This window comes from Solibacillus isronensis, assembly GCF_900168685.1.
Taxonomy (GTDB): Bacteria; Bacillota; Bacilli; order Bacillales_A; family Planococcaceae; genus Solibacillus; species Solibacillus isronensis_A.
On the sequence record NZ_FVZN01000001.1, the window covers coordinates 39,467 to 54,803 of the forward strand.

Below are 15,337 nucleotides of genomic sequence, written 5' to 3' on the forward strand. Positions count from 1 at the left end.
CACTATAAAATAGTGTACCATGATGTAGTTAAAATGTCAATAAAATATAATATTTTATCACCGTGATACAAAGTCGTCAACTTTTTTCTTAAGATTTCTTAAAATTTTTTAATGTGATATTCGCTTTATTGTCGTACACAAAAGTGTGGATATAAGCAGTCCGCTAATTTGCCAAATTCTTGAATTGACAATGTTTCACCACGACGTGACGGTTCAATTCCAGCTTCTTCCAATGCTTGAAGGATAAGCTCTTTATTTTGCTTACCGTTAACAAGTCCGTTTTGTAAATTATTTAAAATTGTTTTACGACGTTGTGCAAATGAAGCACGGGATACTTCAAATAAGAAGTCCTCGTCAATTACTTTTACTGGAGGATTTTCATGTTTGATTAAGCGGATTACAGCCGAATCCACATTTGGCTGTGGCATAAATACCGTTTTCGGTACAACCATTGAAATTTCCGCTGATACATAATACTGAATTGCAATTGATAAAGAGCCATATGCCTTCGTACCCGGTTTTGCGGTAATGCGATCCGCTACTTCCTTCTGCATCATTACGACAAAGCCGCGAATCGGTAAACGATCATTTAAAAGCTTCATTAAGATCGGCGTTGTTACATAATAAGGTAAATTAGCCACAACCATAATATCTTCAATACCTGGCATTTCTTCTTCGATTACTTGTGCAACATCCGCTTTTAAAATATCTGAATGGACAATCTTTACATTGTCATAAGGGCTTAATGTATCCTCCAGAACAGGTAAAAGGCGTTGATCGATTTCAAACGATACGACTTTTTTTGCTTCGCGGGCTAAATGTTCTGTCAACGCACCTATCCCAGGTCCAACTTCAATCGCTCCACTATTTTCCGTTAAATTAGCGTGACTTACGATATTACGTAAAATATTCGGATCGATTAAAAAGTTTTGTCCTAAGCTCTTTTTGAATGAAAATCCGTATTTTTCTAAAATCTCTTTTGTACGTACCGGTGTAGCAATGTCTTTATGCATGCGTATCCTCCTGATCTAATTGCGAAATTGCCTCTGCAAACTGCTCGATTGTTATTTGAAACATCATCAACCGTTTATGAAGCTGTTTGCCGTTTGTCATTCCTATATTTAAAATTTCCCCTAACTGATCCCGACGTTTTTTTGATTGCGGGTGTCCGATCAGTTTAGCTGTCATTAAATCTTCCAATGTAATTCTTTCTTCAATTTGGGAATCCGCCAATGTATAAACATTGCTTAACGCTTCACGGATATCCTCATCGTTTGCGTGTTCAATCCCTAAACCTTTGCCGTTTTTGGCAATTGTTTTCGCCTTTGCTAAAAACGCGTGCTTCACACCTGGTATTCGCTCTTCTATAATTGCGCGAATACGGCGGCCCGGGTAATCAGGATCCGTAAATACAATGACGCCTCTCTTTTTCTGGGCATGTGCAATACGGCGCAGTACTTCATCTGAAATTGCAGATCCGTTTGTTTCTATAGTATCTGCTCCTGTCGCACGCTTAATCGCTGTTGTATCGTCTTTTCCTTCAACAACAATAATCTCTTGTATATCCAAGAAACGTTCCTCATTTCTAACTTAGTCTTTCGCTATTTTACCATAGATTGCACTTTGTTACCGCTGTGCTAACTTCAAGAACAAAAGTGCTAAAGCGCCCGTTTAGCTCCGACAGACATTGGAGGGCCCGACGCAAAAGTAAACGCTTCACCACTTTTGCACGAGGGACCTAATGGTGCAAGGAGCTGGCACTTTAGCCTAGGCGGGGACAAAACTTTCTTACAAAGTTATACCCAATGCTAAAATCTATATTTCCTTCACAATGAAAAAAGCTCCCTCGCCATCAGTCAAAAAGCGAGAAAGCCGATATACATTTTGGATTGTTGATTAAATAATACAACTGAATATCAATTACACCTCGGCGTAATTGCATCCAAATTTTTTAGGCATACATAATGCGGGTCAGTGAGTCGTTGCCACAACATATGAGATGAAGGCTGACTTCATTGTCCCTTTAGAAAGTCTGTGCCATCCGCCAAGGAGCTCCCCTTCATTCAGCGGGCTTTTGAAACCCCAGCTGAAACGAACAGAACAAGCATTCATCAACCAAATAAAAGTTGAATGTTCTCTGTCCTTGCTGCCATTCTTTCGGTATAAAAAGAATTTGCCGCATGGCGATAAAATTTAGTTCAGTACTTTAATACGTACTTTTTTACGTCCCCAGCTTTTCGCTTTGGATGTTGTCGGCACTAAAACATCGATTTTTTTACCTTTTATAGCACCGCCTGTATCAGCAGCTACAGCATTCCCGTAGCCTTCAACCCATACTTTAGTTCCTAATGGAATAACTTTAGGGTCTACTGCAATGACCTTCATATCCGGATTTGCGCGCAGGTTAAGACCTGCTGCCGAAATACCCGAGCAGCCTGCACAATTTGGTGTATATGCTGTTGCAGTTACATAGAACTCTTTCCCTGAACTTGGTTCACTAGATCGGGAAACATTTGCAGTGACAACTTTTGTCCCTACAGATACAACTTTTGTTTTTGGTTTTTTAGTAACTTTTTCAGAAGCAAGTTTTTTCGATACGACTTTACCATTCTCTTTAACGATAGAGTATGTACGTTCGACCTTACCTTTTCTACCTTCTGAAACAACTTTTTCTTTGCCCTTTAATAAAGAAGAATCATTTTTCTTTTCAACTGCGAAATCTACTGATTCTTCCACTACATCGGTAACCTTTTCTACGCGAACAACTGCGATTTTATCATTTGGAGCGATAACTTCCTCCAAACCTTTCTCGACACGATCCGATTCACCTAATTGAACCTCTTGTTGTTTTAAAAAGTTAGCGACCGTAGTCGAAGTGGACCATACTTGTCTCTCTTTTTTGCCATCGACAAGCGTTAACTGAAACGCTTTTTGAATATCGATTTTGTTATCGGCTCCTACTTCTGTATCTAAGCTTTGTGATACAAGATCATGCTCTGTTACTTCAATATTTGCTTCTTCCAAAATGTTCTTCACTACATTTTCAGTTGTCCAAACTTTAGACTGATTTCCATCAACTGAAATTACTACTTCTTTTGCCTGTTCCCATTCTATTGACATTCCACTATCAATACTGGTACTCAGTGAGGGTGATACTTTATCATATTTTGTATAATCTATATTTTGAGCTGTAAGTAGCTCATCAACCGTAGTTGCGTGTGTATAAATTTTTGTGGTCTCTCCGTCAGCTGTTAACGTAACGGGAGTTTTAGTTCCGTGGTATAGAACAAATGCAATTACAGATACAAACAGGACTACAGAAAGAATTCGGACCCCTGTTTGCTTACTCCTCAATGATCCTAAGAACTGGCTTTTCATGGATTGATTTGACATGAAAATAACGCCTCCTTAATACAAAGTTGGATTATACGTACTAGTTTTCATACTGTCAATAAAAAAGAATTTATCAAAAATTGGGCATTTTGCTTGAACTCGTACTGCAACTAGTATTGGAGGCGACTTATCATCATGAACCTTTTGCACTTAAAAAAACAATCCTAACGTAAAAATCCGCAATGAAATTCCACCGTTATTTTGACGTTTTTATCATTGAATTTTAAAAAAGCGCTTTGCATTTTCTGTTGTTTTATTAGCAACTTCTTCCACAGGCATTTCTTTCAGACGGGCAATCTCCTCTGCCACTAATGTAACGAATGCCGGCTCATTTCGTTTTCCTCGAAATGGGTGTGGGGCTAAATAAGGCGCATCTGTTTCAATGAGCAAATGCTCCAACGGAATTTCTGCTGCGACTTCTTTTGGCTGACGTGCATTTTTAAATGTTACCGGTCCTCCAAGACTAATCATGAAATTCATGTTTATGCATTCGCGAGCTGTTTCAACACTCCCGCCGAAACAATGCATAATCCCACCAACAGCAGCTGCGTCTTCTTCTTTTAAAATTTGCACGACATCTCCTGTTGCATCGCGATTATGAATAATAATTGGTAATTCGAGTTTTTTTGCCAATTGGATCTGCTTACGGAACCAATACTGTTGAACATCTTTCGGAGATTTATCCCAGTAATAATCCAGTCCCGTCTCACCAATTCCGACAACTTTAGGGTGCTTTGCCAGTTCTTCGATCCAATTTAAATACTCATCTGTACAATCAACTGCATCTACCGGGTGCCAACCAATTACTGCATAAATAAAATCGTAATCCTCTACTAGTTGCATCGCACGCTCTATCGTTTTTTTGTCAAAGCCGATGACAACCATCTTTTCAACGTTGGCTTCAATAGCACGGTCAATTACTTCCTGTAAATCTTCATCATACTGATCTGCGTTTAAATGGACATGTGTATCTATAAATGTGCTCATATTCATTTCTCCTATCGTGTATTGTACTCATAGATCATATTTCTTAGTTTTCAGTATTATTACATATAGATTACAAAATACATATTTATTATTGTATAAGCGTTAAAAATTGGGATATGAAGTGCCAAAAAACCACTTTACATCCTTTTTCAACCATATATAAATTATATTCAAATAGTTTTTTTATACTTTTTGTAAAATAATGAAAAAGTCTGCTGAACTTTTCCGGTCCAACAGACTCTTTCCCAATTACTTCACTTGTGCACCATTTGCTAATTTCGGATCAACAGTAGCCAACGTTAAAACTCCATCATGTGAGCCTGCTAAAATCATCCCTTGTGATAATTCGCCGCGCAATGTAACAGGTTTTAAATTGGCAACGACAATTACCTTTTTACCGATAAGCTCTTCAGGTTTATAATGCTCAGCAATACCTGACACAACTTGACGTTGTTCATAACCTAAATCAACCTGCAGCTTTAATAATTTCTTGGCTTTTGCTACTGGTTCACATGCCAATACTGTTGCAACACGTAAATCTACTTTCATGAAATCATCAATTGTAATTTCTTCTGTATCCGGTGCTTCAACTTTTGTCGTTTCCTCTTCCTGTACTGTTTTTACAGAGCTTTGCATTTGTTCACGAATGTAAGCTACTTCCACTTCTGTATCAAGACGCGGGAAGATCGGTGTTCCTTTTTCAGCAACTTTTATGTTTTTCGGAATAACATTACCGAATGTTTCAATTGTGTCCCATTGTAATGATTTTTCATCAAGACCTAATTGTTCAATAATTTGTTTTGGGGCATTTGTCATGAATGGCTGAATCATAACTGCAATATGACGTAAGCTCTCAGCCAAATTATTCATAACAGCAGCAAGTTTGTTTTTGTCGGCTTCCTCTTTTGCCAATACCCAAGGAGATGTTTCATCGATATATTTATTCGTACGTGAAACTAAACTCCATAATTCAGAAAGAACGACACTAAACTGCATTTTTTCCATACTTTCTTCATATCTAACACGTACATTCTCAGCATGTTCTTTTAATGCTGCATCAAATTGTGTAGCTTCCAAGTTTTCAGTAGGAATTACCCCATCGAAATACTTGTTCATCATGGAAACTGTTCTGTTTAAAAGGTTTCCTAAATCATTTGCTAAATCGAAGTTTGTACGCTCAACGAATGATTCAGGTGAAAATACACCATCTTGACCAAATGGCAGCTCACGCAATAGGAAATAACGTGTTGCATCCAAACCATATCGCTCGATTAACATTTCCGGATACACAACATTACCTTTAGATTTCGACATTTTTCCATCTTTCATCATAATGAAACCGTGTGCAAAAATTTTCTTTGGTAATGGTAAATCCAATGCCATTAAGAAAATCGGCCAATAAATTGTGTGGAAACGAACAATATCTTTCCCTACTACATGAACATCTGCCGGCCAGTATTTGTTAAATAGTTCTTCATTGTCAGAACCGTATCCTAAAGAAGTAATATAGTTCGATAATGCATCTACCCATACGTAAATGACATGTTTCGGATTCCCTGGTACTTTAATTCCCCAGTCAAATGATGTACGGGAAACAGACAAATCTTCCAGCCCTGGTTTAATAAAGTTATTGATCATTTCATTTTTGCGAGATTCCGGCTCAATAAACTCTGCATTATTTTCATAATATGCAAGCAAGCGATCTGAGTATTTCTTCATATTAAAGAAATATGACTCTTCTTTTACTTTTTGCACATCGCGTCCACAATCTGGGCACTTTCCATCGACTAATTGCGTCTCAGTATAATAAGACTCACAAGGTACACAATAAAGTCCTTCATACTCGCCTTTGTAAATGTCACCGTTGTCTAAAAATTTCTGGAAAATTTTCTCTACAGAATCTGTATGACGCGATTCAGTGGTTTGAATAAAGTCATTATAGGAAATATCCATAGTATTCCATAATTTCTTGGCACCTTCTGCAATTTCATTTACATAATCTTGTGGATGCATATTAGCTTCTTGTGCTTTTTCCTGAATTTTTTGTCCGTGCTCATCCATGCCTGTTAAAAAGCGGACATCAAATCCTTTTAGACGCTTATATCGTGCTATTGCATCAGATGCAACTGTCGTATATGCAGTACCGATATGGAACTTTCCACTCGGGTAATAAATTGGGGTTGTTATATAGAATGTTTGTTGTTCACTCACGAAAGTGCCTCCATTTGTTTGTTAAGTATAAGTCTTATTCTAACGAAGTACGAAAATTGTTTCAATGAAAGTTTATTGGAATTGAGATTTGTCGAATAATCTAAACTAATTCTTGGTAATTACTTAAATCATTCCGACTATTCTAAATATTCTATGGTAAAAATTTTTTATAATTTCCTTAAAAAGTACAAATATGACAAAAAAGTTTCCTAAACGAAGGAAATTTGAATGCTAAATTATTGACGTTTATGGTATTAATTGTTATGATTTTAACTAGATCAGGATGAATGTCGAATTTTGACGAATTAAATAACTTTTCTTATATAGGAGGAAATATTAATATGAAATCAACAGGTATCGTACGTAAAGTAGACGAATTAGGACGTGTAGTAATTCCAATCGAATTACGCCGTACATTAGGTATTGCTGAAAAAGACGCTTTAGAAATCTATGTGGATGACGACAAAATCATCTTAAAAAAATATATGCCTAACATGACATGTGCAGTAACTGGTGAAGTTTCTGATGAAAACATGCGTTTAGTAGGCGGCAAATTAATCTTGTCTTCTGAAGGTGCAGAAGCATTAATGAAAGAAATTCAAGAAAACTTAAAAAAATAATATCACTTATTTAAACAAATGAAGCGGTTACGCGTTCACTAGTTTATGTAAAGTAAAGTATTATTTTACCAAATGTAAAAAGCGTTGAAAAGTATGTTGACTTTTCAACGCTTTTTTATTGGTGATACGCTTGGTAAACGTCCCGTTTTGGTATGTTTCGTAATTTGGCTACTTCTTTAATGGCCTCTTTTGAAGATAATTGAGTTTCTTCTATTATATAAGTAACATGCTCATCCAATGACATTGTTGTCCAGTAAGCTTCTTCTTCATCTTCAATTTCACCTGAAGTATTACCTTCCAGCACGATACAGAACTCACCGCGAATTTCACTTTCACTTGCCCAAATGATCGCTTCTTCTATTGTGCCTCGCAAAAACTCTTCGAATTTTTTCGTTAATTCCCGTGCCAGTGTAATTTTTCGGTTACCTAATACGAGCTGTAAATCTTTTAATGTTTCCTTCAAACGATGTGGTGCTTCATAAAAGATCAGCGTTTCTTCTCGCTTCGACAATTTTTCCAGCTGTTCTCTGCGTTCCTTTTTACTTCGTTTTAAAAAGCCGAAGAAATAAAACGGCTGTGGGGAAAGACCTGATGCAATTAAAGCAGTTAAAGCGGCATTGGCTCCCGGAATTGGTACGACAGCAAATCCTTCAGCAATTGCTTTTACGACAATATCTGCACCAGGATCCGAAATACAAGGCAAACCTGCATCACTTACTAATGCAATGGATTTTCCTTCTTGCAAATAGCCAAGCAGTTTCTCGCCGCCTACTTCAATATTATGCTCATGATAACTAATAAGCGGTGTTTGAATATCGAAATAATTACAAAGCTTTTTCGTATTGCGCGTATCTTCTGCAGCAATAATATCGACTTCTTTTAAAATACGCAGTGCACGCATCGTCATGTCTTCTAAATTGCCAATTGGTGTTGCTACTAAGTATAGACAGCTCCCTTGTTCATGCTGGCTACTTTTTTGTGAATTCATCTGTAGCACTCCTTATATACTTTATTTTTTGGGGACGCTTTAATTGTTTAAATGCATATTCAGCAGACATTGCCTGCTGTTTTGTTTCAAATGTTTCAAAGTAAATACACGTTACTGGTCCGCGTGCTCGTGTATACTTTGCCCCCTTACCTGCATTATGTGTTGCAATTCGCTTCTCTAAATTATTCGTATAGCCTGCATATAGTGTATCATCACTACACTCTAACACATAAAAATAATGTTTAGTTTCCTTCTCCATATAAAAGTGCCCTCACTTCTGGCGTATACTCATTATTATCCTCATATACGTACAATGGTGGCAATACTTTTAAATCCGGCTTGCCGTCTTTAATTGCTTCTATCAGTAATGTATTCGCTTCTTTCCCGCGTTTCGGATAAACAAACTGAATACGCTTTGGCTCCAGCCGATTTGCACGCATCGCACTTACAATATCCAAAAGCCTGCCTGGTCTGTGTACAAAGGCCGCCTTTCCGCCCTGTTTTAACAGACGGCTTGTTGCTTCGATTGCCTCATCAAGCGTTAAATACAGCTCATGCCTAGCAATCGCATAATGCTCACTCGTATTTTTTTCGCTCAACTCATGCGCCAAAAAATAAGGAGGATTACATGTCACAACATCATATTTTTCAATACCAAGTGTTCCAGGTGCATCTTTCACATCACCAAGCTGCATGTCGATCTGTTGTGCCAAGTTATTGTATGCAATACTCCGTGTTGCCATATCATGCAACCTCGGCTGTAATTCTACACCTGTAATTTTTGCATTTGTCCGCGCACTCAAAAAGAGTGGGATGACCCCATTGCCTGAACATAAATCAATAATATGTCCTTTATTTTTCGGGACTTGTACAAATCGTGCCAGTAATACTGCATCCAATGAGAACGAAAAGACGGATGGGCTTTGAATAATTCGTAAATCTTCCGCCAGTAAATAATCTAATCGCTCATCATCCTTCAACCATTGTTCCACTATTAAATCCTCCACTTAACTGCTATTTTAAACAGTCTTTTCTAAACAAAAGACTGATATCTACTTTAGCAGATTCAGCCTTTTGTTTTAACCATTTTGTTTATTTAAAAATGATAGACAGAACAAACAATCTTCACCTTTACGTGAGCTTCCAAAATGCACGTGACATACATGGAAGCCTTCATTATAAAGCCTTGCTAAATTATCGTACCCTTCACCAATATCTACTGGTTCTTTTTTTAGCTCTTCTACTCGTTTACTTGCAGTTGCTTCATTCGCTAATAGTTCTTCTAAGCGCGTACGTAGGTGAAGGTTTTCTGTTTGAAGCGTCTGATGCTCCTCCATCATATGCGCAACAAATTGCTTAAGTGCGCTAAATTGCTGTTGCATTGATTCAAGCTGTTGTTCGAACTCCATAACAGTATCCAAAAAATTACGGTCCTTCACTCAAGCCACCCCATTAATTCTATCTATATCAGATTTTTCTCATATTGCATAAGCTCTTCAAGCGTATATTCAACCATACGCTCCTGCTTCGTCAAATATACTTGAATGAGTCGCTCTAATACATTTAATCCGACGACTTTGCCTTCGCCTTCTGGTGTCATTGATAAATCACCGATGTCTGGCATACCTTCTTTTGCAATTTCATAATCATCATTTTCGTATTTTAAACAACACATTAAACGTCCGCATAACCCGGAGATTTTTGTCGGATTCAGCGATAAATTCTGGTCCTTTGCCATTTTAATCGACACAGGCTCAAAATCACCTAAAAATGTCGAACAGCAAAGCATTCTTCCACATGGACCAATTCCGCCAAGCAGTTTTGCTTCATCGCGAACACCAATTTGACGTAGCTCGATTCGCGTACGGAATACACTAGCTAAATCCTTTACTAATTCCCGGAAATCTACACGTCCTTCTGCTGTAAAATAAAAAATAATTTTATTGCGATCAAATGTATATTCAACGTCAACGAGCTTCATATCCAACGAATGCTCAACAATTTTCGTATTCGCTAACTCAAAGGCACGTTTTGACTCAATAGTATTTTCTTCTACCTGGAAACGATCACGTTCATCGGCTGGTCGAACAACTTGTTTTAATGGTAAAACTACGTCATTCTCCCCGACTTGTCGCATTGGTACAACGACTTTGCCATACTCAATTCCCCGCGCAGTTTCTACGATTACATATTCGCCAACTTCCAAAATATAAGCGGCTGGATCAAAATAATATATTTTACCCGCTTTTTTAAAGCGAACTCCGACTACATTATACAAATGTATACCCCTCCTGAAGATTCAGCATAAGCTGTTCCATCAATAACGTACGATTCATATTACGATTTAAATTTGTACGGGCCTGCAAAATAGACTGCATTTGGCGTGATAGCTTCTCATATGTCAATACGAGTGCCATATCATTAAATCGTTGATACATATCGGGATACGTGCACTTTGCTTGCTGATTCGCTTTAATCGCTACAATATCACGGTAGGCAAACAGCAGCAAATCCAGTGCTAGCTCCATATCTTCTTTTTCTTTGAAGAGTGGAAGCCATTCTTCATGAATATATAATAGTGCTTCATGAACATTTTGATGAACAATCTCTACTAATTTTAACACTGTTTTTCGTGCAAGTACAAATTGCTCATCATTTGCCAGTGCAATAGCTGTTTCAAGATCATTTGTCACCATGCTTGTTGTCGATGCCATTGAAGTTGTAATTCCCTGTTCTACGAGCTGATCCATCAGCGTAGTACGAGGCGCCTTAGCAAATTTAATATGCTGACAACGAGAACGAATCGTCGGAATGATAGATTGGATTTGCTCGGTTAATAAAATCGCCACAACCTGTCCGTCCGGCTCTTCTAAAAATTTTAAAAGCATATTAGCAGAAGCAATATTTAATTTATCTGCATGATGAAGCACATAAATTTTCTTGCCTTCCTCTACACCTGTCATCTTCATTTCAGCAACTAAATCTCTTATTTGATCAATTTTAATAAATTGCCCATCAGGTTCTACTTGCCAAATATTCGGATGATTTCCCGAATCAACTCGTCTGCAATTTCGACATGTTTCACATGGAACATTTTCTGACAAATTTCCGCAAAGAAGAAGTTTCATAAAAAAAGAGACGACATCTCGTTTACCCGTACCTTTTTCACCTTCAAATATATAGGCATGTGCTAAACGATTTTTATCTACAATTGTTTGTAATTGCTTCATCACTACAGGTTGCAGCTTCGTAAGCTCTTCAATAGTTCGTGTCAATTCCCTCACCTTTTTCATTTCCTGCTTCTATTTATTTGAATGCCCCTATGTACAATTCAAACAATATATTTTCTGCTTGGAAAAATGCCCGTGTCTAGTGCACAACAAAGACACGGGCATTTTTTACATATACAGATTTATTAAAAGTCCCTTAATCTCGCCAATTTTCGCTAATAACTCAATAGACTCTTTTTCTTCATTTAAAATATCTTCTGCCAATTCGACAAGACGCTCATCAATTGTTTCGACAATTTTTAAGCGGCGACCTTCTCCAAAACGGTTCCATGTATGTGATTGCTTCGTCTCAAGTCCATAATCTACAGCTTCCTGTAAAAAACGTTTCACAAGCATTTTAAAGCGTGCTAGTTCACGTAAATTCCGTGATCGTGCTACTCGGTCTCCCGCTGTAGATATATCACCAATTAATCTCGTGAGCTGCTCTGACTGCATTTTGGACTCTTGCTTTACAATCATGTCACCAAAGCGATTTCCGTTTTGATTTGCCGGACGCAAATCATTGCGATTCGCATTTAAATTTGTTCGGAGATCTTGATTAATCTTCATTACCATTCGCCTCCAAGAAATAACGCCCCACTATACTTACTACCGAACTCGGCTTTATAAACGCAATAATGATGGCTGCGCAAATTTACCAATACCGACAGGGGCTTCAATTTCTTTCAGTCTGTTGAAAGAAATTAAAAATGATGGAATTGTTCGATTGGTAATACAAATACAATCGCTCCTCCAACTTCAACTTCAACAGGGTACGGGATGTAAGAATCTGCGTTACCCCCCATTGGAGATACAGGAGCAACCATTTGCTCACGTGATCGGCAGTTTTCACGAATAATATCTAATAACTTCGGAATTAAAGAATCATCCGTACCTATTAAAAATGTCGTATTCCCCGATCGTAAAAATCCACCTGTACTCGCTAATTTTGTCGCACGATAGTTGTTTTTTGTTAATGCATTCGATAAGCGGTTGCTATCTTGATCTTGCACTACTGCTACTACTAACTTCATCCGTACTCACCCCTTCATTGAATTGGTTCCTCTATTATATCATAAATAAAAGGTACACTTCATTTACTTTTACCCTAATAACGGATTTAAAATCCCCCACACTTCTTCAATCACCATTTCGATAGGCTGGTCGGCATTCACCATTTTAAAGCGCTCAGGGTATCGTCTCATTGCTTCCTCGTACCCTTCATATACTTTTTTATGAAATGCCAATCCTTCAGAATCTAATCGGTTAATTTCATCACTGCGCGTCGCATGAATACGTGCTAATCCTTTTTCAGGTGCAATATTAAAGAAAATCGTTACATCCGGAAGTCGCTTTCCTATCGCAAATTCATTAATAGAAAGTACATCATCGACTCCGATTTCCCGTGCATAGCCTTGATATGCCAATGACGAGTCAATAAACCGGTCGCATAATACATGCTTTCCTTCTTCCAATGCTGGTGTAATTTTTTCATAGAAATGCTGTGCCCGTGCTGCAGCGTATAATAATGCCTCTGTCCGCTCATGCATTTCTGTATGTGCCGGGTCTAAAATAACCGCTCGGATTTTCTCGGCGATTTCAATCCCGCCTGGCTCACGTGTTAGTAATGCCTCAATACGCTTTTCTTTTATACGCTCGCCAATTGCCTTTAATACACTCGTTTTTCCGGCACCTTCCCCGCCTTCAAACGTAATAAATAAATTCCTTTGCATTTTTATATTCTCCCTGCATCTATATTATGACTTGTATTAATTTCTCCTGTAATCGGTGATCTCCCTGGAACATTGCTCCGATAGCGAGTAGCTCCTCTAACTGACTAATTTGCGCTCCCGTAATTTTTTCACCTTGTACAAGTAATGGAATTCCAGGCGGATACGGAATAATTGTTGTAGCTGCAATTCGTCCAACAGCTCGCATGTAGGGAATCCATTCCTTTTCTGCCTTCTCTATTTCCTCAAAACTATACTCGGGTTGTGTAATCGTTATCGTTTCGAAGCTTTCGATTTCATCTGTATTTTCAATGCATGGGAAGTTTTTTAAATGTGTATATGCCTCTTTCATACGGTTACGTAAATCCGTAATTGAATATGAGTCTTCCTGCTTTAATAACGGTAAAATTAAAAGCACTTGTTTTGCATCTGCCAACTCTACAAAAACATGCAATTTCTCCAATGCTTCTTTTAATTGAAACCCTGTATAACCCGGAGCACGGACTAACAGTTTTAATGAATCATTCACTTCAACAACCTGTAAGTTCGTTGCCATTGTCAAAGACTCAATAAATTGCTGGCGTTTCTCTATAAAATACGCATAATCAGCTTCCGTATAATTCGTCACGTAACTTCTTGCATCATCTAGAGAAGCTAATAATAAGTACGATGGACTACTCGATTGTAACATACGTAAATAGCGGTTTACTTTCTGCTCGCTTACTAACGATGATGATTTCATATGTAAGAAGGAAGCCATTGTCATAGCGGGTAATGTCTTATGAGCAGACTGGACAACAATATCTGCACCTAGATCCAATGCTGAAGCGGGCAGCTCCTCCGATACGGTTAAATGTGCACCATGTGCCTCATCAACTAGAACCGGAATCTTATATGCGTGGCACAATTCTATTTGTTCCGCTAAATCGTTTGCTGTCACCCCGTAATAAGTCGGATACGTAAAAATAGCTGCTTTCGCATCAGGATAGCTCGCTACCGCTTGCTCTAATGTCTTTAGATCAATACAACCCGCTGTCTGACTTTTTATATCCCATTTTGGTGAAACATATACAGGATTCACTCCTACAAGTTCCAATGCATGAAAAATAGATTTATGTGCATTTCTTTGAACAAGTACTGTATCTCCTGTTTCACACGTTGCATAGATCATTGCCAAATTTCCAACCGTTGAGCCATTCACTAAAAAGAAACTCCGACTTGCCCCATATGTAGACGCGAGGAGCTGCTCTGCCTGTTGAATAGCTTCTTCTGGGTGATGGAAGTCATCCAGCCCTGTCAGTTCGGTTACATCATATTTTAATGCCTGTTTAATTTCATTTGGCAAATTCGACAGCAACCCATTTTTATGCCCAGGCACATGAAAAGATTGCGGGTCATCCGCCACAAACTTTTTTAATGCTTGAACGATTGGTCGATCATTGTTCACCACGTTCACCTCATTTTCATTGTCCTTCTATTATAAGGCTCCTCCATCTTTCAGACCACCATTGATACTATTAGTTAACGTAGTTTTGTTAGCTAATATAAATACAATATTGAATAATTAAAGTTGTTAAATGAATTACTACTTTCATCACTATCACTAATAAATGTATCAGCCGTTGTAACGGCCCCTTCGTTACAAACTCAATCACTCCCCTTGACCAAAGTAAAATTGTAACTGTCAGCATTGAAATAATAAGTAATACTAGTTTTTAAACAAAACAAAAAACCCACTGATTTCTCAGTGGGTTTTACATGTGCGAAGCGACGTCCTACTCTCACAGGGGGAAGCCCCCAACTACCATCGGCGCTAAAGAGCTTAACTTCCGTGTTCGGTATGGGAACGGGTGTGACCTCTTTGCCATCATCACTTCACTATAGTCGGCTTCCAAAACACGGCGCTATCCTTCGTCAACTTCCTTCGTTCTTTCAGTCACGTACTTGAGTACGCTCCTTCAATCACTCAGTCGTTTCCTCGACTAGCTTGTGTCTTGAAACCCTTAGAAAGATTCATTCTTTCAAAACTGGATAAACGTTTCATTGAGTTTGTGCAATAAAATGTGGTTAAGTCCTCGACCGATTAGTATTCGTCAGCTGCATGCGTCACCGCACTTCCACCTCGAACCTATCTACCTG

General features: G+C 38.2%; 16 protein-coding genes and 1 rRNA gene. 1 reads left to right on the forward strand and 16 read right to left on the reverse strand.

Annotation, left to right across the window (positions count from 1 at the left end; all coding sequences use genetic code 11):
- Positions 1-125: 125 nt before the first annotated feature.
- From rsmA to metG, 5 genes are all read right to left on the reverse strand, one after another.
- Complete coding sequence (gene rsmA / locus B5473_RS00220) at positions 126-1,013, reverse strand: 16S rRNA (adenine(1518)-N(6)/adenine(1519)-N(6))-dimethyltransferase RsmA (protein ID WP_079523138.1); 888 nt, start codon at positions 1,011-1,013, stop codon at positions 126-128.
- Positions 1,006-1,569, reverse strand: coding sequence for a ribonuclease M5 (rnmV, locus tag B5473_RS00225; RefSeq protein WP_079523139.1), 564 nt, complete (start codon positions 1,567-1,569; stop codon positions 1,006-1,008). The genes rsmA and rnmV overlap by 8 nt, the downstream gene beginning before the upstream one ends.
- A 624-nt stretch (positions 1,570-2,193) precedes the next feature.
- Entirely contained in the window at positions 2,194-3,393 is a 1,200-nt protein-coding gene (locus B5473_RS00230; RefSeq protein ID WP_079523140.1) for a G5 and 3D domain-containing protein, read from the reverse strand.
- Between the two features lie 213 nt (positions 3,394-3,606).
- Entirely contained in the window at positions 3,607-4,380 is a 774-nt protein-coding gene (locus B5473_RS00235) for a TatD family hydrolase (protein WP_079523141.1), read from the reverse strand.
- A gap of 249 nt (positions 4,381-4,629) precedes the next feature.
- Entirely contained in the window at positions 4,630-6,591 is a 1,962-nt protein-coding gene (metG, locus tag B5473_RS00240; RefSeq protein ID WP_079523142.1) for a methionine--tRNA ligase, read from the reverse strand.
- A gap of 341 nt (positions 6,592-6,932) precedes the next feature.
- Here metG and B5473_RS00245 point away from each other — a divergent pair, with 341 nt between their 5' ends.
- Positions 6,933-7,211: an AbrB/MazE/SpoVT family DNA-binding domain-containing protein gene (locus B5473_RS00245; protein ID WP_008408305.1), complete on the forward strand. Its 279-nt coding sequence runs from the start codon at positions 6,933-6,935 to the stop codon at positions 7,209-7,211.
- Positions 7,212-7,326: 115 nt separating this feature from the next.
- Here B5473_RS00245 and rsmI read toward each other — a convergent pair whose 3' ends face one another.
- The 11 genes from rsmI to rrf form a co-directional block, all read right to left on the reverse strand.
- Positions 7,327-8,199: a 16S rRNA (cytidine(1402)-2'-O)-methyltransferase gene (gene rsmI, locus B5473_RS00250; RefSeq protein ID WP_079523143.1), complete on the reverse strand. Its 873-nt coding sequence runs from the start codon at positions 8,197-8,199 to the stop codon at positions 7,327-7,329.
- On the reverse strand, positions 8,180-8,458 hold the full coding sequence (locus tag B5473_RS00255) for a GIY-YIG nuclease family protein (protein WP_079523144.1): 279 nt from the start codon (positions 8,456-8,458) through the stop codon (positions 8,180-8,182). Before B5473_RS00255 ends, rsmI begins: the two co-directional genes overlap by 20 nt.
- Positions 8,442-9,191, reverse strand: coding sequence for a tRNA1(Val) (adenine(37)-N6)-methyltransferase (locus tag B5473_RS00260; protein ID WP_079523145.1), 750 nt, complete (start codon positions 9,189-9,191; stop codon positions 8,442-8,444). Before B5473_RS00260 ends, B5473_RS00255 begins: the two co-directional genes overlap by 17 nt.
- Positions 9,192-9,278: 87 nt before the next feature.
- Positions 9,279-9,638: a DNA replication initiation control protein YabA gene (yabA, locus tag B5473_RS00265; protein WP_079523146.1), complete on the reverse strand. Its 360-nt coding sequence runs from the start codon at positions 9,636-9,638 to the stop codon at positions 9,279-9,281.
- A gap of 23 nt (positions 9,639-9,661) precedes the next feature.
- Positions 9,662-10,477: a PSP1 domain-containing protein gene (locus B5473_RS00270; protein ID WP_008408311.1), complete on the reverse strand. Its 816-nt coding sequence runs from the start codon at positions 10,475-10,477 to the stop codon at positions 9,662-9,664.
- Positions 10,470-11,492: a DNA polymerase III subunit delta' gene (gene holB / locus B5473_RS00275; protein ID WP_439848462.1), complete on the reverse strand. Its 1,023-nt coding sequence runs from the start codon at positions 11,490-11,492 to the stop codon at positions 10,470-10,472. Before holB ends, B5473_RS00270 begins: the two co-directional genes overlap by 8 nt.
- A 105-nt stretch (positions 11,493-11,597) precedes the next feature.
- The gene (locus B5473_RS00280; protein WP_079523148.1) at positions 11,598-12,038 is read right to left on the reverse strand and encodes a YaaR family protein; all 441 of its coding nucleotides are present in this window, start codon (positions 12,036-12,038) and stop codon (positions 11,598-11,600) included.
- A 134-nt stretch (positions 12,039-12,172) separates the two neighbouring features.
- Positions 12,173-12,502 carry a cyclic-di-AMP receptor gene (locus B5473_RS00285; protein ID WP_079523149.1) on the reverse strand — a complete coding sequence of 110 codons (330 nt, stop codon included), beginning with the start codon at positions 12,500-12,502 and terminating at the stop codon, positions 12,173-12,175.
- A 69-nt stretch (positions 12,503-12,571) separates the two neighbouring features.
- Positions 12,572-13,201: a dTMP kinase gene (gene tmk / locus B5473_RS00290; RefSeq protein WP_079523150.1), complete on the reverse strand. Its 630-nt coding sequence runs from the start codon at positions 13,199-13,201 to the stop codon at positions 12,572-12,574.
- Positions 13,202-13,220: 19 nt separating this feature from the next.
- The gene (locus B5473_RS00295) at positions 13,221-14,645 is read right to left on the reverse strand and encodes an aminotransferase class I/II-fold pyridoxal phosphate-dependent enzyme (RefSeq protein WP_139377661.1); all 1,425 of its coding nucleotides are present in this window, start codon (positions 14,643-14,645) and stop codon (positions 13,221-13,223) included.
- 315 nt (positions 14,646-14,960) lie between these two features.
- Positions 14,961-15,076 (reverse strand): 5S ribosomal RNA (gene rrf, locus B5473_RS00300).
- Between the last annotated feature and the right edge of the window lie 261 nt (positions 15,077-15,337).